This window comes from Streptomyces thermocarboxydovorans, from assembly GCF_039524635.1.
GTDB classification, from domain to species: domain Bacteria; phylum Actinomycetota; class Actinomycetes; order Streptomycetales; family Streptomycetaceae; genus Streptomyces; species Streptomyces thermocarboxydovorans.
Window position 1 is genome coordinate 38710 of the sequence record NZ_BAAAGU010000049.1, and the last position, 20560, is coordinate 59269.

At 73.0% G+C, this 20560-nt stretch carries 23 protein-coding genes and 2 pseudogenes; 11 read left to right on the plus strand and 14 right to left on the minus strand.

Annotated features, from left to right (window positions below):
• Positions 1-732 carry a TetR family transcriptional regulator gene (locus ABD198_RS22275; protein WP_344004826.1) on the minus strand — a complete coding sequence of 244 codons (732 nt, stop codon included), beginning with the start codon at positions 730-732 and terminating at the stop codon, positions 1-3.
• Positions 733-862: 130 nt separating this feature from the next.
• Between ABD198_RS22275 and ABD198_RS22280 the strand changes: the two genes are divergently transcribed.
• The gene (locus ABD198_RS22280) at positions 863-1693 is read left to right on the plus strand and encodes an ATP-grasp domain-containing protein (protein WP_344004829.1); all 831 of its coding nucleotides are present in this window, start codon (positions 863-865) and stop codon (positions 1691-1693) included.
• A gap of 143 nt (positions 1694-1836) precedes the next feature.
• Entirely contained in the window at positions 1837-2511 is a 675-nt protein-coding gene (locus ABD198_RS22285; protein ID WP_344004832.1) for a peptidoglycan-binding domain-containing protein, read from the plus strand.
• A 22-nt stretch (positions 2512-2533) separates the two neighbouring features.
• Here ABD198_RS22285 and ABD198_RS22290 read toward each other — a convergent pair whose 3' ends face one another.
• From ABD198_RS22290 to ABD198_RS22300, 3 genes are all read right to left on the minus strand, one after another.
• Positions 2534-4837 carry a SpoIIE family protein phosphatase gene (locus tag ABD198_RS22290; protein WP_344004893.1) on the minus strand — a complete coding sequence of 768 codons (2304 nt, stop codon included), beginning with the start codon at positions 4835-4837 and terminating at the stop codon, positions 2534-2536.
• 204 nt (positions 4838-5041) lie between these two features.
• Positions 5042-5410, minus strand: a complete 369-nt coding sequence (locus ABD198_RS22295; RefSeq protein WP_344004835.1) for a hypothetical protein — start codon at positions 5408-5410, stop codon at positions 5042-5044.
• Between the two features lie 357 nt (positions 5411-5767).
• Positions 5768-6685, minus strand: a complete 918-nt coding sequence (locus ABD198_RS22300) for a MurR/RpiR family transcriptional regulator (protein WP_344004838.1) — start codon at positions 6683-6685, stop codon at positions 5768-5770.
• A gap of 203 nt (positions 6686-6888) precedes the next feature.
• On the opposite strand from ABD198_RS22300, the gene ABD198_RS22305 reads away from it, so the two are divergent.
• The gene (locus ABD198_RS22305; RefSeq protein ID WP_344004841.1) at positions 6889-7062 is read left to right on the plus strand and encodes a hypothetical protein; all 174 of its coding nucleotides are present in this window, start codon (positions 6889-6891) and stop codon (positions 7060-7062) included.
• An 82-nt stretch (positions 7063-7144) separates the two neighbouring features.
• Entirely contained in the window at positions 7145-7552 is a 408-nt protein-coding gene (locus ABD198_RS22310) for a DUF3662 domain-containing protein (protein WP_344004844.1), read from the plus strand.
• A 28-nt stretch (positions 7553-7580) separates the two neighbouring features.
• Here the strand turns inward: ABD198_RS22310 and ABD198_RS22315 are convergent, their stop codons facing one another.
• The 3 genes from ABD198_RS22315 to ABD198_RS22325 all read right to left on the minus strand — a co-directional run bounded on the left by ABD198_RS22315 (position 7581) and on the right by ABD198_RS22325 (position 10489).
• Positions 7581-9167 carry a phospholipid carrier-dependent glycosyltransferase gene (locus ABD198_RS22315; protein WP_344004847.1) on the minus strand — a complete coding sequence of 529 codons (1587 nt, stop codon included), beginning with the start codon at positions 9165-9167 and terminating at the stop codon, positions 7581-7583.
• Between the two features lie 80 nt (positions 9168-9247).
• Positions 9248-9754 carry a GNAT family N-acetyltransferase gene (locus ABD198_RS22320; protein WP_344004850.1) on the minus strand — a complete coding sequence of 169 codons (507 nt, stop codon included), beginning with the start codon at positions 9752-9754 and terminating at the stop codon, positions 9248-9250.
• A gap of 15 nt (positions 9755-9769) precedes the next feature.
• Positions 9770-10489, minus strand: a complete 720-nt coding sequence (locus ABD198_RS22325) for a nucleoside/nucleotide kinase family protein (RefSeq protein WP_344004853.1) — start codon at positions 10487-10489, stop codon at positions 9770-9772.
• An 82-nt stretch (positions 10490-10571) separates the two neighbouring features.
• Here ABD198_RS22325 and ABD198_RS22330 point away from each other — a divergent pair, with 82 nt between their 5' ends.
• The 3 genes from ABD198_RS22330 to ABD198_RS22340 all read left to right on the plus strand — a co-directional run bounded on the left by ABD198_RS22330 (position 10572) and on the right by ABD198_RS22340 (position 13605).
• Positions 10572-11318 carry an HAD family hydrolase gene (locus ABD198_RS22330; protein WP_344004856.1) on the plus strand — a complete coding sequence of 249 codons (747 nt, stop codon included), beginning with the start codon at positions 10572-10574 and terminating at the stop codon, positions 11316-11318.
• A 163-nt stretch (positions 11319-11481) separates the two neighbouring features.
• Positions 11482-12972: a hypothetical protein gene (locus tag ABD198_RS22335; protein ID WP_344004858.1), complete on the plus strand. Its 1491-nt coding sequence runs from the start codon at positions 11482-11484 to the stop codon at positions 12970-12972.
• A gap of 90 nt (positions 12973-13062) precedes the next feature.
• A complete protein-coding gene (locus ABD198_RS22340; RefSeq protein ID WP_344004860.1) occupies positions 13063-13605 on the plus strand; it encodes a DUF5709 domain-containing protein in 543 nt (180 codons plus the stop codon).
• A gap of 192 nt (positions 13606-13797) precedes the next feature.
• On the opposite strand, the gene ABD198_RS22345 is transcribed toward ABD198_RS22340, so the two are convergent.
• Positions 13798-14004, minus strand: coding sequence for a hypothetical protein (locus ABD198_RS22345; RefSeq protein ID WP_344004863.1), 207 nt, complete (start codon positions 14002-14004; stop codon positions 13798-13800).
• A gap of 313 nt (positions 14005-14317) precedes the next feature.
• Between ABD198_RS22345 and ABD198_RS22350 the strand changes: the two genes are divergently transcribed.
• Positions 14318-14554: a chaplin gene (locus ABD198_RS22350; protein WP_344004866.1), complete on the plus strand. Its 237-nt coding sequence runs from the start codon at positions 14318-14320 to the stop codon at positions 14552-14554.
• A 57-nt stretch (positions 14555-14611) separates the two neighbouring features.
• Here the strand turns inward: ABD198_RS22350 and ABD198_RS22355 are convergent, their stop codons facing one another.
• From ABD198_RS22355 to ABD198_RS22365, 3 genes and pseudogenes are all read right to left on the minus strand, one after another.
• Positions 14612-15718, minus strand: coding sequence for a PP2C family protein-serine/threonine phosphatase (locus tag ABD198_RS22355; RefSeq protein WP_344004869.1), 1107 nt, complete (start codon positions 15716-15718; stop codon positions 14612-14614).
• A 132-nt stretch (positions 15719-15850) separates the two neighbouring features.
• Positions 15851-16132: pseudogene (locus ABD198_RS22360) on the minus strand (beta-1,3-glucanase family protein); the annotation flags it as partial.
• Positions 16133-16357: 225 nt separating this feature from the next.
• The gene (locus tag ABD198_RS22365) at positions 16358-16771 is read right to left on the minus strand and encodes a VOC family protein (RefSeq protein WP_344004872.1); all 414 of its coding nucleotides are present in this window, start codon (positions 16769-16771) and stop codon (positions 16358-16360) included.
• A gap of 248 nt (positions 16772-17019) precedes the next feature.
• Here ABD198_RS22365 and ABD198_RS22370 point away from each other — a divergent pair, with 248 nt between their 5' ends.
• Together ABD198_RS22370 and ABD198_RS22375 are read left to right on the plus strand one after the other, a co-directional pair.
• A complete protein-coding gene (locus tag ABD198_RS22370; RefSeq protein ID WP_344004875.1) occupies positions 17020-17277 on the plus strand; it encodes a DUF5133 domain-containing protein in 258 nt (85 codons plus the stop codon).
• A 185-nt stretch (positions 17278-17462) separates the two neighbouring features.
• Positions 17463-17669, plus strand: coding sequence for a hypothetical protein (locus ABD198_RS22375; RefSeq protein WP_344004878.1), 207 nt, complete (start codon positions 17463-17465; stop codon positions 17667-17669).
• 57 nt (positions 17670-17726) lie between these two features.
• On the opposite strand, the gene tgmB is transcribed toward ABD198_RS22375, so the two are convergent.
• The 3 genes from tgmB to ABD198_RS22390 form a co-directional block, all read right to left on the minus strand.
• Positions 17727-18710, minus strand: coding sequence for an ATP-grasp ribosomal peptide maturase (gene tgmB, locus ABD198_RS22380; RefSeq protein ID WP_344004881.1), 984 nt, complete (start codon positions 18708-18710; stop codon positions 17727-17729).
• 16 nt (positions 18711-18726) lie between these two features.
• Positions 18727-18918, minus strand: coding sequence for a putative ATP-grasp-modified RiPP (tgmA, locus tag ABD198_RS22385; RefSeq protein WP_344004884.1), 192 nt, complete (start codon positions 18916-18918; stop codon positions 18727-18729).
• Between the two features lie 120 nt (positions 18919-19038).
• Positions 19039-19365 (minus strand): DUF1232 domain-containing protein, encoded by a 327-nt coding sequence (locus ABD198_RS22390; RefSeq protein WP_344004887.1) that lies wholly within the window; start codon positions 19363-19365, stop codon positions 19039-19041.
• 320 nt (positions 19366-19685) lie between these two features.
• Here ABD198_RS22390 and ABD198_RS22395 point away from each other — a divergent pair.
• A pseudogene (locus tag ABD198_RS22395) lies at positions 19686-20560 on the plus strand (hypothetical protein); the annotation flags it as partial.

Below are 20560 nucleotides of genomic sequence, written 5' to 3' on the forward strand. Positions count from 1 at the left end.
TCAGCCGCGGCCCAGGGCCGTCTCCAGCTCCTGCACCACCCGCCACAGCGGCGTCTCGCGCCGGGCGACGACCACCACCACGTCCTCGGGAAGCTCGCCCGCCGGGGGCGCCGGAGTCGCACCGAACGCGGCCTGGACGTGCCGCAGGGCGTGGTCCACCGCCGCCTCCGCGTCCCCCTTGCCGTCCGAACGCAGCCAGGCCCGCAGCGCGTTGTTGTGGGCCGCCACCACCGCCGCCGCGATCACATCGGCCCGCAGGGTGGCGTCGCGCTGCCCGGCGAAGCGCTCGCGCAGATACCCGGCGAGGGCGCGCTGATAGCGCCACACCACCGACAGCTCGTAGGCGCGCAGCACCGGAACCCGCTTGGTCAGGCGGTAGCGCTGGACGGAGAACTCCGGCTTCTCGGCGTACATCCGCAGCACCAGCCGGGCGGCGTCGCACACCCGCCGCACCGGTTCGTCCTCGTCCGTGCTCGCCTCGAGGAAGGCGGTCATGTCGGCGAGGCAGCGCTCGTGGTCCGGGAAGACCACGTCCTCCTTGGACGGGAAGTACCGGAAGAACGAGCGGCGTCCGACCCCGGCGAGCGCCACGATGTCGTCGACGGTCGTCTCCTCGTAGCCCCGCTCCAGGAACAGCCGGAACGCCGCCGCGATCAGCGCGTCGCGCATGGGCGGCCTGCTCGCTCGGCCGGCCCTGTCGTCGCGGCCGGGAGCCGCACTGCTGGAGCTCATGAACGGGAACGTAGCATTTGAGAACCGAACATGGCACTCAGTGCACGCCCGGCACGGAACTGAGTGCTGTCCGCAATGACCGGCCGGTCGGCTCATAGGATCGTGCGACCACCACTGCCGAGGAGCCCGCATGCCGTCCGACCGCCCCCGCGTCCTGTACGTGACCGACCTGGCCTACCCGGCCCGCGGGCGCCGGTACGGCGACGAGGACGTCTTCCTGACCTCGCGGCTGCGCACGCATTTCGACCTGGCCCTGTGCCATCCGAAGGACGCCGCCGCGCTGCTCGATGCGTTCGACGCGGTGGTGGTCCGCAACAGCGGCCCGGTGATCGAGTACCGGGAGGAATACGAGGCCTTCCGCGCACGGGCCACGGCCACCGGCACCCCGGTCTACAACCCGCTCACCGGCAGCGGCGACATGGCCGGCAAGCAGTACCTCCTCGACCTGACCGCCGCCGGCCACCCGGTCATCCCCACGGTCGACCGGGCGGAGGACCTGCACCGCCTGCCGCCGGCCGAGCGCTTCGTCGTCAAGCCCCGGCTCGGCGCCGACTCCATCGGCCTGCGCGTCGTCCCGCCGGACGAGGTGCCCGCGCTCGTCGACGGCACCGTCCTGGTCCAGCCGCACATCGACTTCGCCTACGAGGTCTCCTTCTACTTCGTCGACGACGCCTTCCAGTACGCCCTGTACGCCCCCGACCCGGACCGGCGCTGGCAGCTGACGCCGTACGAACCCTCCCGGGACGACCTGGAGTTCGCCCGGCGGTTCATCGACTGGAACACCCTCCGGCACGGCATCCAGCGGGTGGACGCCTGCCGGGCGCCCGACGGCGGGCTGCTGCTGGTCGAGCTGGAGGACCTCAATCCCTACCTCTCCCTCGACGCCCTCGACGAGGAGCGCCGGGAGGCCTTCGTCTCCGCCATGACGGCCTCGCTGCGCCGCTTCCTCGGCGCCGGCTGAACTCGCTTCCCCGCCCCGGCTGAAATCGCTTTCCGCGACCCGTCTGAACCCTCGCGGCCCCCGGCGCGTATATCTGCGCATCGGGCGGCCCGCCGGTCCCTGGGTGTGCGGGACAGCCCGCCCGCGGGAGGAGGAGAGCAGCTGTGACGACACCGTCCGAGCCGGGGCCGTCACCCGGCGGTCCGCCCCTCGAACCCATCCGCGTCCTGCGCCCGCGGCGCACCGACGCGCTCGCCGAACTGTTCCGGCAGTTCGAGGAGGACCAGGCCGACTACGAGCAGGTGCCACCGCCGGGGGTGCCCGCCGGATCCGAGGAGGAGACCCAGGAACTACCGCCCTGCGCCCCCACCGGCGGGCGGCGCCGTGCCCCGCTCGCCGAGCGGCCCGCGGCCGTGGTGGCCGCCATGGCGGTCGCGGCCATCGTGGGCTTCGGCGGGGCCGCCCTGCTGATCGGCCCGGACACCGGCGACCGTGCCGCCCCCGAGGCCTCGGCCCGTCCGACCACCGGCGCGCCCGACCCGTCCCCGCCGCCCCCGCCGCGGCGCGACGACAGCGGCTTCCTCAGCGAGGGCGACACCGGCCCCGAGGTGGTGGAACTGCAGCAGCGGCTGCTGCGCATCCCCGACGTCTACCGGGACGGCGCCACCGACGGCCGCTACGACGCCACGCTGACCGCGGCCGTCGCCCGGTTCCAGCTCTGGTACGGCATCCAGGGCGACGAGGAGGGCGTCTACGGCGACGACACCCGCCGGGCGCTGGAGTCGCGCACGCCGTCCTTCGCGGCCGGGGCCGGCACGCCGTACCGGGACCGGGCGTGAGAGCGGAGGAGGTGTGTCCGGCTCAGCCGTGCGGCTCGCGCGGCACCCGGATGTCCAGGACGCAGACGTCGTCGCGGCGCTCGTCCTGCAGCATGGCGTCCAGCAGCCGGCTCAGCGATCCCGGTTCGTCGTCGAGGTCGGCGGCCACGGCCCGGGCGAGCCGGTCCAGGCCCTTGTCGAGGTTCTCCGGGGGCCGCTCCACCAGCCCGTCCGTGTACATCAGCAGCCGGTCGCCCGGCTGGAGCCGGAAGCGTGCCTCCTCGTAGGGCGGTGCCGCGGTGGCGCCGAGCAGCATGCCGCGGGGCCGGGGCAGATAGGTCACCTCGCCGTCGCGCAGCAGCAGCAGCGGCGTGTGCCCGGCCTGCGCCCAGACCAGGGAGCGGTCGGTTGGCTCGTACCGGGCCAGGATCATGGTGGCGGTGCCGTGGCTGTCCCGGGAGTGCAGCAGCAGGGTGTTGAGGCGGGCCAGCGCGCCGGTCAGGGAGGAGCCGGTGATCACCATGCCCTTGGCGGTGAACCGCAGCTGCGCCATGGTGGCGACGGCGTCGACGCCGTGCCCGGCGACGTCGCCGACGACGAACAGCGCGTCCCCGTCGGGGAGCTCTATGGCGCTGAACCAGTCGCCGCCCACGGAGATGCCCGCCTGCGCGGGCAGGTAGGCAACCTCGACGTGCAGCCCGGACATGCCGACCGGCTGCCCGGGCAGCGGCAGCAGAGCATGCTGCAGATGGGCGACCAGGGTCCGCTCGGCCTGCAGCACGTCGTGCTGGGTGAGGATGGCCCGCTCGCTCTCCACCAGGGCGAGTTCGGCGCGGCGCCGCTCGGAGACGTCCTGCACGAAGCCGTGCACCTCGACGGGGGTGCCGTCCATGCCCGACACCGCCTCGGCGACCAGCCGCAGATGCCGCAGTCCGCGGGGTGTGCGGATCCGGAACGGGGCGTCGAAGGGCTTGCCCTCCTGAAGCAGCCGCTCGATGGCCCGGTCCAGCCTGGGCCGGTCGTCGTTCAGGGCGAGCGCGGGCAGGTCGTCGAGCCGGAGCGGGCCGAGACCGGGGTCGCGGCCGAGGATGGTGAAGACCTGCGAGGACCAGGAGGCCACCGAGGTGGTGAGGTTCCAGTGCGCCCAGCCCAGGCTGCCGAGCCGCTGCAGATCGGCCAGCCGCTGCTCCTGCCGGTCGGAGGAGGCATGGCGGACCCAGGTGAGCAGCAGGGCGTCGTCCAGCCGGGACACCCGCACCGAGCAGGTGGCCAGCTCCGCCACACCGTCCACCAGCTTCTCGTGGGCGAAGGGCTTGCCGTCGTACGGCTCGCCGGTGGCCAGCGCGTGCAGGCACCCCTGCCACAGCGACTCGTCGGGCAGTTCCTCCCGGTACTCGCGCAGCCGCCGCCCGGCCGGATCGTTGCCGGTGCCGCGCAGCAGACCAACGGCCTGCGCGGTCACCGCATCGATGCGGAAGTCCTCCACCTCACCGCCGGGTGCGCGCACCGGGGCCAGCAGCATCGCGGGCACCGGCAGCGCCTCGAACAGCGCGGTCGCGGCGCTCGCGAGCCCCTGGGCCGGGACGTCCTGCGGGGTGGCGAAGGCGCGCAGCCGCCCCGCGCACAGCCGGACCACTCCCCGCAGATGGCCGCGGTCGCGCGGCGTGAACGGCCCCTCGCGTTCGCGCAGCACACCGATGCAGTACTCGGCGTTCTCGCTCGGTGGCACGGGCAGCCAGACGCGGGAGCGCCAGCGGCTGGACGGCTCGCCGATGAGCGCGTACCGCTTGCTGTCCTCGGTGAAGTTTTCCAGCCAGTGCGCCCGGCCGGTCTCGACCGTCTTCACGGGAGCGACACCGCTGAACGGCGGCACCTGGTTCCAGCGGGCGGACAGCTCCTCGTCGATGCCGGCGTGGCCGAACAGCTCGAGGTGGCCGGCGGGCCGGCGGACGTAGATCATCACCGCGTCGGCGCCCAGATCCGCGGCGAGGTGCTCCAGCAGGCAGCCGGCCAGGTCCTGCGGGGTCTCGACCCGGACCAGCGCCCGGCCGAGGCGGCTCAGCGCGTCGGCGACGTCGTCGGGCTGATCGTCGCCCGCCGGGGAGTCGGGCGTGCCGTGCCGGTCGCAGGCCTCCGTCGTGGCCGGGCCGGTGTCGGGGGGCGGGGTGGGTGTCACCTCCCCGAGCGTGATCCAGCACTCCTCCAGCAGCGAATGACGGGCGGCCTTGGCCCGCTGGAGCAGTGTCTCGGCCGCGGCGTCCGCGGAGCAGCCGGTGAGGGCCATCACCACGCCCTTGGCGCGTTCCACGACACCGGACATCGCCGTCTGCTCACGCAGGCGGTCCATCTCGGCCCGTTGCCGCGCCACGACCCCGGCGAGTCCCGCCAGGTCAGGTGCGGCTCCGGACTCGGTCGGCGAAAGGGGGTCGCTCACGGGTCGAGCATGGCACACAAACCGCTGTTCGATGACAGCCTTGTGCCCCTGGATCCGTGATCGAGGGCAGGTGGCGGGCGGTGCGGCCGCCCGGGGCGCGGCAGGGCCGTACGCAGGTCAGCGGCCCGCTTCCACCAGGGCCTGGGTGACCGCGCGGACACTGCGGGCGATGTGCTGCAGCTGCATGACCTCGGCGGCGTAGAGCTTGATGGTGTGCTCGATGGCGCCCTCGTGGAGTCCCATGCGGGGAAGGTCCGCCCGGGCCGTCTGCAGGGCGGTGCGGGCCACCCGGATCTCCTGTTCGACCTGGAGCTGGGCGTGCCGCGCCAGGAGAACGGGGTTCCTGATGAACGCGGGGTAGCTCGCGTAGCGAGCCGGCACCAGCTCGCGCAGCCACTTCGCTGCCGAGCGCTCCCAGTCGTAGCTGCCGGGCATCTTGACCTGGCAGGGCCAGTCGGGGCTGACTCGCGTGGACGTCACGGGCATGTCTATCGCTTCCGGGTGTGCGGCGTCGTTGGGTGGACGACGGGTTGGGGCGGCCCCGGCCTAGGGGATGACCGGGGCCGCCACAGGCGGCCGGACAGGGGATGCCCGGCCGGACACCCTCGCCCGCCGGAGCGGGTAGGAGCCGGCGGCTTCGGGTGTCGCGCGCGGCTGGGCCGCGATCCGTGAGCAGTATTTATATATGCCGTCTGCTTTGCAAGACGTATGAAAACATTCATGCGTGCTTTAAGTGGATGGTCCACTTCATGGCTGTTCGCAGGGGTGTCACCGGTCCGGACCCGGGCCCGGAAGGGGGCCGGGAGCCTTGTTCCGCACTCGATTCCGGATAGAGGAACGGGCTCAGTCCCGGATGAAGAACTGATGCTGGTCGGCGAGCTGTTCGTACTCCTCCAGGCGCGCCTGGGTGCGCTCCGGATCCGCGTCGGTCATCGCCTGGAGCAGCGCCGCGCACATCACGCCCGGCGCCGCGTACGAGTCGAACACCAGCCGCGACCCGGTGCCCGTGGCGAAGGTGACGTCGGCCTCGGCCGCGATCGGCCCGAGGGCGAGGTCGGTGATCAGCGCGACCTTCAGGCCCGCCCTGCGCGCCACCTGCACCGCCGTGAGCGTCTCGTGCGCATGCCGCGGCATGGAGAACGCCAGCACCCAGGTGCCGCCCGCCTCCCGCGACTGCAGCAGCGCGTCGTACGCGACACTGCCGCCCAGCGTCACGAGCCGCACATCCGGATGGATGCGCCGGGCGGCGTAGGCGAAGTACTCGGCCAGGGAGACGGAGATGCGCAGGCCGAGGACGGTGAGCGGGGTCGACTGCGACAACTGCCGGCCGACCTCGATGACCCGGTCCGCGTCGGCGAAGTCCCGCCGCAGGTTCTCCAGGTTCTCGATCTCCGCGTCGACCGCCGCCTGCAGCTCGTTGCCCCGGTTCTCCTCGGCCGCGCCGCCGGCGAAGGTGCCGAGGGCGATCGACTGGAGCTTCTCCCGCAGCGCGGGGTAGCCGCTGAAGCCGACGGCGGAGGCGAACCGCGTCACCGACGGCTGGCTGACCCCGGCCCGGTCCGCGAGATCCGTGATCGACAGGAACGCCGCCTCGGTGATGTGCTCGATCAGGTACTGGGCGATGCGCCGCTGACCGGGGGAGAGCCGCGGCCGGTCGAACAGCGCGCGGAGCTGGGAAGTCGGGGACACCTCCGTGTCCTGACCCGCCTTCCCCGAGGTGATCGCGGATGCCTGTGCGCGTGCCTGCTGCGGCGATGGCACCGGTACGCCTCCTTCATCTCCCACGAGAGTTCAACATAGCTCACTCACCGTGGTGACCAGCCGCCTCACCGCTGCGCACCCGGCACGCATCCGCGGGGATATCCCCGGCTCGCGCGGGAACCCGCCCACCGGCGCAGGGCCGCGAGGCCCGCGCCGAAGCCGCAGAACACAGCACCGAACACCGCACCGAAGGAGCGACCGGGATGACCGTCCCCGAGGAGAACCGGCCGAAGACCCGCACCACGGACGACGCCGGACAGGCGCCGGGCACGGAGCGGGGCAAGGGCCACGAACAGGACGCGGGCGGCACCGGCCGCACCCTGCGCGAGGCGCTGGAGGAGGCGCAGATCCGCCCCGACGACTTCGAGGACCGCTGAACTCCCGTCCCCCGTGGCACCCACGTTCCGCGGCACCCCTGGCACGGCCCGTACCCCGACGACAGACGGCAGGTGAACCCCGATGAGCGCCCTGAGCGCGCTGGAGCAGGTCCTGGAGAACCGGTGGGAGGCGGTGCGGGCAAGACTGCTGGGCCGCGAGCGCGAGCCGGTCGAACTGGTCGAGGCGCTGCGGCACGAGTGCGACAGCAACGCCGTCGTCTCCCCGGGCGGCCGGGTGATGGTGCCCAACGCCTACGACGTGGAGCTCGCCGCCCCGGTCCACGAGGAGCTGAACCGCCGGGGCGGCGGCGTGGGCCAGGCGCTCACCGACTGCCTGGCCCGGCATGCCGTACAGAAGGGGTACGAGTGGGCCGGCCCGCTCACCGTGCACGTGGTACGCACCCGCGACCTGCCCGACGGCCGCTACCGCGTGTCGAGCAGCGTCATGCGGCATGTCAGCGCCGCGGCGTTCCAGCGGGCCGGGCGGTGACGCCCGGAGTCGTCGACGGGACAGGGGCTCACCGCCGGTAGATCGTGATCGAGTGACCGACGTCCTCCACCGGACGGCTGCCCTCGAGCAACCGGGCCAGCCGTCCGGTCGCCTTGGCCGCCGCCGAGTCGGAGACCGCCAGCACCCCGTGCACCCGCTCGGGCGGCACCTTGCGCGGGTCGGCGGCCCGTATCCCGTAGTACGACGGCACCCCGCTGCCCTTGTAGACCAGCCAGATCCGCTCCCCGCGGTAGCGCTCGCGCAGCCGTTCGGCGAGCCGGCCGAGGTCCTGCCCCCAGTCCACATTGGAGTCGTGCAGATGCTGCCGGGTGCGCGCCGGTCCGCCGAACGCCTCGTTGGAGTACGGCAGATAGAAGGGGAACGTCCGCAGCGAACTCACCGCGACGAAGGCCACCAGCGCCCCGGTGGCGATCCGCCCCCACCGGGGCCGCAGGACGACGAGCACACAGCCTGCCGCCACGGCCAGGAACAGCGGCAGGAACAGCGCGTACCGGGTGCCGAAGTTCCGTGACCCCTGCATGGCGGCCGCCAGCAGCACCGCGGGAGCCGCCAGCAGGTAGGGCGCGGCGGGACGCAGCCGCCGCCGCACCGCGAGCACCGTCACGGCACCGGCCGCCCACAGCGCGAGCATCCCGAGCGGTGTCTTCACCAGCAGCGCGGCAGGCAGGTAGTACCAGAGCGAGCCGGTGTAGAGCCGGCCGAACAGGAACCCTTCCCAGGGGAAGTTCTCGAAGCCGAACTGGATGCGCATGCCGTCCCGGTAGGGCTCCGGGAACGGCATCGACTCCAGCATCAGTCCCCGCAGTCCGTGCACCACCGGCACATGCTGCTGCGGGCTCCACCGCAGCCGCGGATCGACCAGCAGATACGTCACCCACACGACGGCGACCGCCACCAGCCCCACCGCCGCGGCCCCCGCGCACGCCCGCACCGCCCTGCGGCGCCACCCGCCCTCGGACGCGCACCACACCGACACACCGGCCAGCGCCAGCAGCACGGGCACCGCCGGCAGCGTGCTCATCTTCGTCGCCAGGGCCGCGCCGAGCGCCACGCCGGCCCACGGCAGACACCGCCGCGGTCGTCGCCGTGCCCGCCACAGCAGCCACACCGCCGTCAGCAGGAACCCGGCGGCGGGCACGTCCAGCGTGGCCAGCGAACCGTGCGCGATCACGTCGGGGGAGAGGCAGTACAGCGCGAGGGCCGTCAACCCGCCCGCCGTTCCGGCCAGTTCACGGGCGAAGAGGAACACCACCGCCGCGAACGCCAGCGTCAGCGCGATCACCGGCAGCCGCGCCCACAGCATCACCCGCCAGGGATCGTTGCCCGACTCGTACAGCAGCCGGCGCCCCAGCTGCGTCTGGTCACCGTCGAATCCGGGATCGAGCCGCGGCTGCGCGACGGCGACCCCCGCGGCGATCACCAGCTTCCCCAGCGGCGGATGCTCGGGGTTGAACCGCAGGCTGTGCTCCTCCAGATACACGGCGGCGGCGCCCACATACACCGGCTCGTCGATCGTGGGCGTCTGCCGCACGGCGGCGGTCACCATGGCGACGAGCATCTGCCCGAGCAGCAGCACCACCAGGGCGGGAACCATCCAACTCCGAACACCGAGACGCCTCATGTGGCGCTACTCTCCCACCAGCCCCACCCGCCCGGCGGCCACCCCGGCACATCTCACACCACCGGACGCCCACTCACCTCGGGGGCCGATGCGGCGAGTTCGGCCAGCGGAGCGCCGCTGAGCCGGCACACCGTCCACTCGGTCAGCAGCTCGGCGCCCAGCGACTTGTAGAAGGCCACCGCGGGTTCGTTCCAGTCCAGCACCACCCACTCGAACCGCTCGAAGCCGCGCTCCCGGCAGATCCCGGCCAGCGCCGCGATCAGCGCCCTGCCGTGCCCGGCGCCCCGGGCGTCCGGGCGGACGTAGAGGTCCTCCAGGTGGATGCCCCGGGTCCCGGTCCAGGTGGAGAAGCGGGGGAACCAGAGCGCGAACCCCGCGACCCGGCCGGACTCGTCGTCCTCGGCGATCAGCACGTACGCGGCGGGATGCTCGCCGAACAGCGCCTCGCGCAGCTGTTCCTCGGTGGCGCGGGCCTGGTCGGCGGCCCGCTCGTAGGCGGCGAGCTCACGGATCATCGCGAGGATCCCGGGGACGTCGTGCTCCGTGGCTGTTCTGATCATGCCGGTGAGCGTCGGTCAGCGGAGGGCGTCGCGTCCACTGGATTCTGTTCCGTGAGACGCCTGCCGGTCCGGGGGACGTCCGCGGTCCGGGCCGTCCAGGGCGGCCATCGGCACGACCAGGTCCGCGCGGTGGCGGGTCGCGGCGACCAGTTCGGCGTTGCGCTGGTCGCTGCGCGTCACCCAGGCCACCGCCTCCTCGTGCGTCTTGCCGAACTCCTCGTGGCGGGCGATCAGCCGGCGCAGGCGCTCGGACTCGTCCAGTGCGCAGAACCACACCTCGTCGAGGCAGGCCCGCACCCGCGCCCACGCCCCCTTCTCCAGCAGCAGGTAGTTCCCCTCGGTCACCACCAGCCGGGCCTGCGGCGGCACCGGAACGGCGCCCGCGATCGGCTGCTCCAGGATCCGCTCGAAACCCGGCGCGTACACCACCTCGTCGTACGGTTCCTGCCGGATGCGGGCCAGCAGTGCGGCGTAGCCGGCCGCGTCGAAGGTGTCGGGGGCGCCCTTGCGGTTCCGGCGGCCCAGCCGCTCCAGCTCCGCGTCGGCGAGGTGGAAGCCGTCCATGGGGACGTGCGCGATCCACGGCTCCCGGCCCTCGTTCAGGGCTCGCACCAGGCGCTCCGCGAGGGTGGACTTGCCGGAGCCCGGGCTTCCGGCGATGCCGAGGATCGCACGCCGCCCGTCCCGGGGGAGGGCGCGGGCACGGTCGAGGAGGTCGTCGAAGGTCAGCGCCACACAGCAGAGTGTGTCACCCGGAGGGCCCCGGCATCCGGGACTGTGGAGGAAGACACCGGTGCCGTGAGGGACAGTGGCCGGTATGACGGATCTGGGCCTGCCCGACACCATCCTCGCCTGCCTCTTCGACCTCGACGGCGTCGTCACCAGGACGGCGGTCGTGCACGCCGCCGCCTGGAAGGAGACCTTCGACGCCTTCCTGCGCGAGCGCGAGGGCGAGGGCTTCCGCCCCTTCGACGACAGCGACTACGGCGAGTACGTCGACGGCCGCCCGCGCGCCGACGGGGTCCGCACCTTCCTCGCCTCCCGCGGCATCGAACTCCCCGAGGGCACCCCCGACGACCCGCCCGAGGCGCCGACCGTGCACGGCCTCGGCAACCGCAAGAACGAGCTGCTGCTGGCCAAGATCCGCAGCGGCGGCGTGGAGGCGTACGAGGGCACCCTGCGCTACATCGACCGGGTCCGTTCCCGCGGCCTGCGCACCGCGATCGTCTCGGCCAGCGCCAACTGCCGGGACGTGCTGCGTTCCATCGGCGCCGAAGACCTGTTCGACGTCCGGATCGACGGCGTGATCGCCGCCGAACGCGGCCTGGCCGGCAAGCCGAGCCCCGACACCTTCCTCGCCGCCGCCCGCGAACTGGGCGTGGAGCCGGTCCGCGCCGCCGTGTTCGAGGACGCCCTGTCCGGCATGGACGCCGGCCGCGCCGGCGGCTTCGGCTATGTCGTCGGCGTGGACCGCACCGGCCGGCGCGACGCGCTGTACGCCCATGGAGCCGACCGGGTCGTCACCGACCTCGCCGAGCTGCTGGCGCCCGGGAACGGCAGTTGATGGCCGGTCACGTACCGAAAGGATTACGGCAGTCGGCCGAGTTCCACCCGGCCCGGACCCGCCTACCGGGTTAGTTTGTCCACGTTTTCCGATTTTTGATGTTCCGATTCGTGTGACGGTCGGACAGGCGATCGGACAGACGGTCGGACAGGAGAGGTGGACGATGACCCAGCGCAGCGGCGCCCTCCTTGTAGGCCAGCGGCGACGCGAACAGCCGCCGGGACCGGGCCGGCCCCGCCGGATGCGCGGCACCCGCCCGCTCGCCCTGGTGGCCGGCCTCTTCACCCTCGCCCAGCTCGTCCTCGTCCGCCCCACGCTGGGACTCGGCTGGGACGAGATCGTCTACGTCAGCCAGGTCACCTCCCACCACCCGGCGGCCTTCTTCAGCGCCCCCCGCTCGCGCGGCGTCTCCCTGCTGGTCGCGCCCGTCGCCTCCTGGTCCGACTCCACCGCCCTGCTGCGGATCTACCTCGCCGTGCTGTCGGGCCTGGCCCTCTACCTCGCCCTGCGCTGCTGGCGCGGCCTGTTCCCGACGCGGGTCCTGGTCACCGGCGGGGCCTTCTTCGCCACCCTGTGGATCACCCTCTTCTACGGACCGCAGGCCATGCCCAACTACTGGGTCGCGGCCGGCGCCCTGATCACCGTCGGCTGCTTCCTGCGCCACCGCGACGGGGGCGGTGCACCCGGCGCACTGTGGGGCGTGTTCGCGGGAGCCGCGCTCATGGCCTGGATGCGGCCCACCGACGCCGTCTACGTGACGGTCCCGCTCGTCGTCCTCGCCCTGGTGACCCGACGCCGGCGCGCCCTGCCCGCCCTGGTCGCCGGTGTCGCGGCGGGCGCCGTCCCCTGGGTGATCGAGGCCTACGCCTGGCACGGCGGCCTGTCCGCACGGCTGGCCGAGGCCTCCCGCATCCAGGGCGGGCTCGGCTGGCACATCGCCGTCGACGACCAGCTGCGCAGCCTCGGCGGTCGTGCCCTGTGCCGGCCCTGCACCGGGGAGATGCCCGCCCTGGTGGTCACCCTGTGGTGGTTCGCCCTGCCGCTGCTCGCCGTGCTCGCCCTGGTCGTCGCCGTACGCCGCGGGCGCACGCTGCCCACCCTGGTGCCGCTGGTCTGCGCCGCGACCGTCGCCTTCCCGTACCTGTTCATGATCGGATACGCGGCACCCCGCTTCCTGCAGCCCGCCTACGCCCTGCTCGCCCTCCCCGTCGCCGACGCCCTGTGGCATCTGGTCCGTGCCCCGGGCGGCGGCCGGCGCAGGAGCGTCGTCACTGCGGCCGTCGCGCTGGCGGTCGCCGGTCATCTCGCGGTGCAGCCGGCCGTCCTGATCGCCGCCGTGGACCGCAACCACGACAGCCGCCGCGACTGGGCGCGCACCGCCGCCCGGCTCCACGACCTCGGCGTCCGCCCGCCCTGCCTGATCACCGGCTACCAGGCCATCCCCATCGGCTACTACACCGGCTGCTCCTCCGGCGCGACCACCGGGCACAACAAGAACACCACCGTCGCCGAGATCCTCCGCACCGCCGACAGCATCCCCGTCGCCCACCTCACCGGCCCCGGCGCCGCCCCGCCCGGCTACGCCCGCTCCTGGCCGGCCGGCCCGATCGGCGATCTCACCGCCCGCGTCGCCCCGCGCTGGTCACGGGGTTAGGGATCCCGATTCGGGAAACGCGGAACTGGCGCCGCCCGGGATCTGCGAGGGGACGTGGCGAGTCGTGCGAGGCCGCGAGTGGAGGACGACATGACTACGGAACCGATGGGCGACGACGCCTACCAGCCCACCGGCAGCAACGAGGAGCAGGCGGACGCCGCACCGCTCGACCCGCAGGAAGCCGTCGACGAACTGATCAACGACGACACCCTCGAGGAGGGTTACTCACCGCCGGAGAAGCCGCTCGGCGTCACCAAGTACGGCACCACGGCCGCCGAGCAGCACGAGGGGGAGACCCTCGACCAACGGCTCGAACAGGAGGAGCCCGACACCTTGGGACCGGCCGGTGACGGTGTGGGGGACCTGCCCGGCGGCGACGGGGAGGCCGTCGACCCGGAGGCCGGGGACGAGCGCCCCGGACGGCTGGTCGCCCCGGACGAGGGCGCCCACGGCGACACCACCGAGGAGAGCGTCGCCGACGACGTGGGCATCGACGCGGGCGCCGCGAGCGCGGAGGAGGCCGCCGTGCACGTCGTGTCCGACGAGACCGTGCTGCCTGACGAGACCGTGCTGCCCGAGGAGACCGTGCTGCCTGACGAGACCGAGCTGCCCGACGAGCAGGGCGGGGGCTGACCCGCCTCGCATGTGATCCGCTGGGGACCTGACCCGTCACAGCCCTGACCCACGACGGGCGCGACCCGTGACGGAGACGACTGACGGACGCACACGCGCACAACGCGACCGGGCCGGTGCACGCTGCACCGGCCCGGTCGCGTTGTGCGCGTCCGCCGGCCCGGTCGTCGCGGGCGGGAGCGGGGCGGCGCGTCAGGGGAGCATCTTGTCCAGGGCGGCAGGGCCTTCCCGGTCCAGCTTCTGCCTGGCCCATTCGAGATTCTGCGGGGTGAGGTCCTTGCCCGCGGCGAGGACGATGTCCTCCGGCGACACATCGGTGCCGGTGCGGGCGTGGAGCAGGCGGTCCGGGGTGGTGCTGTCCTCGGACTGCCGGGACGCGTCGGGCTGGGACGTCGACATCATGTGCTCCTAGGGTCCGGATCCAGTTGCGGCCCCGGTGCGGTCATCGGGTCCGATACTCACCATTCAACGCCGGAGGCCGCCGTGCATCCGGAGGAGCCCGGAGCACCGCCGTGACGGCGCGCCCGCGGCGCTGAAGGGCCGCTCCTCTCCGCTGCCGGGGTACCTTCCCGGGCCCGCGGGAAACCTGTACGGACCAGTCCGGGACCCCGTTCGGACGCGCATGGATGTCGCGTCGCGTAGATCGCCGTGAAGGTGAAGGCACATGTCCCGTTGTGGACACACATGTCTCTGCGTACGACAGGAGTTTCCCATGCGTATACGTCTGCTGACCGCGGCCGGCCTGGCGAGCGTGGCCCTGCTGGCAACCGCCGGCACGGCGGTAGCGGCCGACGGCCCCGTCGGTGTCGCCACCCACAGTCCCGGCTTCCTGTCCGGCAATGTCGTCCAGATTCCGATCGACGTGGACGTCAACGCCTGCGGAAACTCCATCGGTCTGGTGAACCTGCTGTCGTCGCAGTCCCACAACGTCTGCGTCAACAGCCACTGACCGCTCGGACGGCGCCCCGGGCTCCGCGGATCACCGCCGGAGCCCGGCCGGGCGCCGTCAGCCGTTTCCGGCCCACGGCACCAGCACCAGCATCGTGACGTCGTCCTGCACATCGGGGCAGTGCCCCACGAGATCCGCCCACACCCGCTCGGTCAGCACCCCGGGATCCTCATGGGCGAGCGCCGTGAGCCGTTCGGCCAGCGGGTAGAAGGACCCGTCGGCACTGCGCGCCTCGAACACGCCGTCGGAGGCGAGGAACAGCCGGTCTCCCGGCCGCAGGGCCAGCGAGGTGAGCGCGGGCGGTGCCACCTCGGCCATCCCCAGACCCAGCGGCACCCCCGGTTCGACCTTCACCTCCTCGACCCGCCCGTCACGCAGCAGCAGCGGGCCCGGATGCCCGCAGGCGACGATCCGCACCGCCGGCCCGTCGCCGGAGAAGTCCATCAGGACGGCGGTCGCGAACAGCTCGGCATGCGGATCGCCCCCCGCGTCCACCATCAGCCGCCGGTCCAGCCGGGCCGCCACCGCCTCGGGATCCGGCTCGTCCAGCACCGCCTCACGGAACGCGCCGAGCAGCGACGCCACCGTGGCGACCGCCGACAGCCCGTGCCCCTGGACGTCCCCCATGACCGCCCGCACCCCGTACGGACCGGCCCGCACATCGAAGAAGTCGCCGCCGACCAGCGTCCCGCGCTGCGCCGCCCGGTACAGCCCGGCGCAGCGCACGGACCCCACCCGTTCCGGCAGCGGCGGCACCACCGCCCGCTGGACCGCGTCCGCCACGGCCCGCTCGGTGACCAGCTGGGCGTCCCGCCGGCTGCGCACGAACGACAGCAGCACGCTCAGCGCGGCGACGAAGGCGATGGTCAGCAGGTCCGTGCGGCCCACATCGGCCAGCTGGAACCCCGGCAGGCTCAGCAGCAGCACGCACAGACCGCCGAGCACCGCCGTCATCAGCGGCCCGTGCACCAGCACCGCGAGCGGCGGCACGGCGCCCAGCACGAAACCGATGTCGACCGGGTCGGGGCTGGCGGCCGTCGCCACCGCGACGGCCGCCAGCAGCCCGCCCGGCAGGAACCGGGCCCAGCCGGGCGGCGGCGCACCCCGCAGATAGCGCCGCAGTTCCCGGTCCCGGCGCGGCGGCTCGGCCCGCACTCCGTTCACACCCCCACGCTGCTACGGTTCACACCCCCACGCTGCTACGCGCGACCCCGCCGCGCACCCCGGAGGCCGTTCCGGGAGCGGGCACGCGCCGGGCAGGCACACGGCGGGCAGGGCCGGGGCAGGGGCAGGGGCTCAGAACGCGGTCAGCGTCAGCCGCAGGCCGGTGGGCGCCGTGTCCTGGACGTAGGAGGCGAAGTCGGCGACGTCGTCGAAGGCGAAGCCGTACGCCTTCCCGTCCTCGGTGGCCTCGTGCATGGCCTTGGCGTAGTGGTTGGTGAGCTCGGTCCGGTAGAACTCGCCGGGCTCGGTGGTCGGCTGCTCGGGGTGGCTGAGCAGCGTGGTGCGGTTGAAGGCGGCCCCGAGCACCGCGGCGACCGGACCGGTGGTGCCGTCGTTGGGGGCGGCGAGGGCGCCAGCTCCTCGTGCTCGTTCAGCGCGGGGGCGTGCGCCACCTTCGCCCAGGGTCCCGTGCCGAGCAGTCCGATCCGCATACCGCCGCCCCCCGCTGTCCCGGTGCCGTGCGCCGTCGCCGGTCGCAGGCCCTCATCCTGTTCCCACGCCGCCGGCCGATGTGCCGCCGGCGGTCGTCGTGGCCGAGGGTGGCACACCGGCCGGGGGAGCGGAGCGCCCGGGTGGAGGTCAGCCCTGGGAGGTGCTGATGTTGACCATCCAGGTCACCCCGAACTGGTCCGTGCACATCCCGAACACGTCCCCCCACATCTGCCGCTCCAGCGGCACGGACACCTGGTTGCCGCTGGACAGCTTCTCCCAGTAGCCGCGCAGCTCGCTCTCGTCGTCGCCGCTGAGGCTCACCGAGTAGGTGTTGCCCGGCTTGTACTCCATGCCCGGCGGGTGGTCTGCGCCCATCAGGGTGAACCCGGAGGGCGTCTCCAGCATCCCGTGCATGATCTTGTCCGCGTACTCGGGACCGGACTGGCCGATGTCGCCGTAGGTGTTCAGGTGCAGCTCCCCGCCGAAGACGTCCTTGTAGAACTCCATCGCCTGCCGGGCGCCGCCGTCGAAGCTCAGATAGGGGTTGAGGCGCGAGGCCATGAATCCTCCTGAAATGGCGCAAAAGTACTCTTGCGTGCAGCGTAACCCGGCCCACGGGCCCCCGCCTCCGGCCCACCGTGACGGAGCCAGGCCCTCCGGATTCCGCCGGCCCCATGTGTTCGGCTTCTGCTGCCGGGCGGCCTGCCGCGGGCGAAGGATTCCGGTCAATTCCTGTTACGTGAGTCAAAGAGGTGAATGGTTTCGGCGGGTTCGGGTACGCGCAGTGAAAAACCAGAGAGGGGCGCTTCGTGCTCGTACCGGACCCGAAGGTCGTGAGAGAGCTGCTGACGAAGTACGCGACGCTGCGGATCGCACAGGCGGAGAGGCATTCGCCGGTGGCGGAACGCGAGTTGGAGGATGTCAGCTACACGCTCTGCGTGATGATGGGCACCTCCGGCATCGAGGACGCCATCGCCCGGGCGGACGCCCTGCTCGTGCAGGGACGTCCGGTGGCCGCACGGTCCGCCGACCCGGACGGCGACAGCGGGCTGTCCCTGGCCGTCTGACGCGGCCGGCCCCGGCGCAGGGGCGCACAACGGCACGGGCCCGGGTGGAGGCGCGCGTGATTCTCGCGCCTCCACCCGGGCCCGTGGTGCGAACGGGGAAATCGCCGCCGCCCGGTACCGTGCCGCTTAGACTCGGCACTCGTGTCTCCGTTCCGGAGCCGCCGAGCAGAAAGGCACGTTGACGGGTGTTCCAGGATTCCCCCATCTACGACCGACTCATCGCGGAGTGCGGCGATGTACCCGCCCAGGTCCGCCGCGAGGCCGAACGCGTGAGCAGGGAACTGGAGCTGGTCATGCGACCCCTGCAGTCCCCCGGCCTCGACCGGCCCGCCGGCTCCCCGGGCAACGGCTGGCACCGCACCGCCCTGCTGCCGGGCCCCCGCCCGGCCTGACCGCGACGGCCGCGTCCGCCCCGCGAGGACGCGCCCGCATCTGCCGCAGCACGGGCCTCAGCAGGCCTGGACACCCGGCTCGTCGGCCTCCCGTCTCTCCTCGGGGACGGGGCGGCCCAGCCACTCGGCGATGGTGCGGGCGATCGGCTGGCCCGTCTCCACCTCCACGAAGCCGAACTGACCCGACTGATTGCACTCCAGGAACCACCACACCCCGTCCGCGTCCTCCACGAAGTCGAAGGCCCCGTACGCGAGTTCGGCCTCGCGCATATAGCGCAGAACCGTCTCGGCGGTGCGCGGCGGCACCTCGGCCGGCTCCCAGGGCGCTCCGGGTCCCGCGAACCGAACGTCGACCTCCTGCGCATCCGCGTCCGGGGCCGCCGCCTTGCGGGCCGCCAGCAGCTTCTCGCCCACGACCGTGAGCCGGACGTCCGCCCGCTTGGCGATCCGCCGCTGCAGCAGCGTCGGGCCGAACGCCACGGCGGAGAAGTCCGTGTCCGGCGCCACCCTGCTCGTCGGCACCGCCCGCGGCGGATCCTGCGGATGCGCCCCGGAGACCGGCTTGACCACCAGATCCGGGTAGCGCTCGGCGAACTCCCGGGCGGCACGCGGAAATGTGGTGATCACGGTGGCCGGCACCGGCAGCCCGCACTGCTGCGCCAGCCTCAGCTGCCACGGCTTGTGCCGCGCCCGGCGCGCGGCGTCCGGATGGTTCATCCAGCGGGCGTGCGAACCGCGCAGCATGCCGTAGAGCGCCTGCGAGGCCTCCTCGGTGAGCCAGGCGGACGCGTGCTGCGCCCGCTGGGCGGGCACACCCGGCCTGCGCACCCACACCGACCGCAGCCCGCCGAGACTCACCAGCCGTCCCCCCGCGGACAGATGGCCGCGGAACCGGCCGTGGACGAATTCGCCGGACAGTGAGACGCCCACGGTCAGATCGGCGGGATCGAGGCGCATCACCGGCACCCCGGCGTCGTTGAGATGCACGACCACCATGTCGGCGGTCACATCCTCCTCACAGGTGAGGATGAGCACGGTCATCGTCTACGGTCCGCTGTCAGTCGTCGAAGTGGGTCTTCGAGCCCGCGGTGGATGTCGTGGTCCCCGCCTCCCGCAACAACCCGTGGTCCGAAGCCGCGACGCGGCCGTCGGCGAGAACGTTCAACTGCAGTCCGGAGTCGTACACATACGGAGTGATGACTACCAACTCCGGTGCCGGACGGGCATAGTTGAGCGCGAACGGTTGCATCGTGTCTCCCTCGTCGGTGCTGCGCCGACCGAGCGTCGGCCACCCGCACGCCGCCGCCTGGTCCGCCGACTTCTTTTGGCTTCCAGAGACTTATACGAATCGAACGGGTGGTTGGTTTCCTCACGGAGCGTAGTCATCGGCGGGGCGGCGGTCCGGTTCCGGAGGCTTCAGGCCGGAGGACCGCGCGCCCGCCGCGCCCCTGAGCGACCGCAGGGCGAGCAGCAGCACGCCCATGTCGTCCAGGTAGACGGGGTCGGGCAGCAGGTCCGCGGGCAGCACCAGATACAGGATCGCCCCCCAGAAGACCCAGCGTGGCCCGGTGGGCAGACCGGCCCGTGCCAACTCCCGCCTCGTGCGCACCAGTCGCACGAGGACGGCCACGGCGCCGACGAGCAGCAGGGCCGCCAGGGCCGCCACCGCGACCAGCACCACCGTGGTCGTCTCCACCGGCTGACCACCCCCTTCGAGGAGTCCGGGACGCCAGGCACGAGCTTCACACCGCGGGCACCGGATTCACGACGCCGACACGGGCTACACCGAGCGGATTCCCGTTTTCGGCGCCGGTATGACGGCCGGTACCGGCCGTCGTGGGGACGTCTCCCGCTTCCCAGGGAACCCTGACGAAACACCGATCACCGCAGGTCATCCCGGTGGCCCATCCAAGTGGCAGGGCGGCACCGGTGCGCCTAGTAATGATCCACGTAGCGTCGCTCGTCGCACGTCCGGGGGCGTGGGAGCGGCCCGAGCCTTCCCCCATGGAGCCGAGCATGACCACCTTCTCTTCGTCACCCCCCTCCAACGAACCGGCCATACCCGGCGATACGACCGCCTCCACGCCGACCGATGCGACGAGCGTCGCCATCGGCACCCACCGGCCGGATCCGCCGCCCGGCCCCGCCGTGGCCACGGCCGCCCCGCCGGTCGCCACCGCCGAGGGCGAGGACGCCGCCGCTCCGCGGGACCCGGTCGCCACCGTCAACCTCGTCGACCCCCTCGATCCGGCCGATCCGGCCGATCGGCTCGACCTCACCGACCCGGACGAGGAGCGGGCGGCCGGGACGGCCCAGAGCGATCCGGTCGCCGATCTGGTGCACGTCGCCGTCTCGGACCGGCCCCTGGAGGAGGTCGTCGACCTCATCACCACGCTCGAACGCTCACCCGAACACTCCCGGTCCGTGATCGAGGCGCTGCGCGCCGCCGGGGTCGTCCGGCCGGTGGAGGACGTCACCCGTCTGGTCGCCCTGCTGACCCGGCCGCCGCGCGACCCGGACTGCGCGGACGAGGCGATCCGCGCCTCGGCCGCGCACCGCCCCGTCGAGGACGTCACCCGGCTGGTGGCCCTGCTGCACGCCGAGCCGCTGGCCGCCCACTGCCGCGAGGAGGTGCTGCGCGCAGCGGCCACCGGGCGCTCCGTGCGGGAGCTGATCGACCTCATCGACCGGCTCGAGGCCGAGCCCGTGCCCCGGCCGGCCGCCCGCCCTGCCGCCGCCCCGCCCGCCCCCGACCCGGCTGTTGCGCAGTCCGCGGCGCCGGAGCCCGAGGCACCGCAGGCGGAACGGCACCGGCTGCGTCCCCGCTCCGCCGTCCGCACGGCACCACCGGAGACCCGGCCGAGCGGACGCCCGCGCCGCGGGCCGCGCGG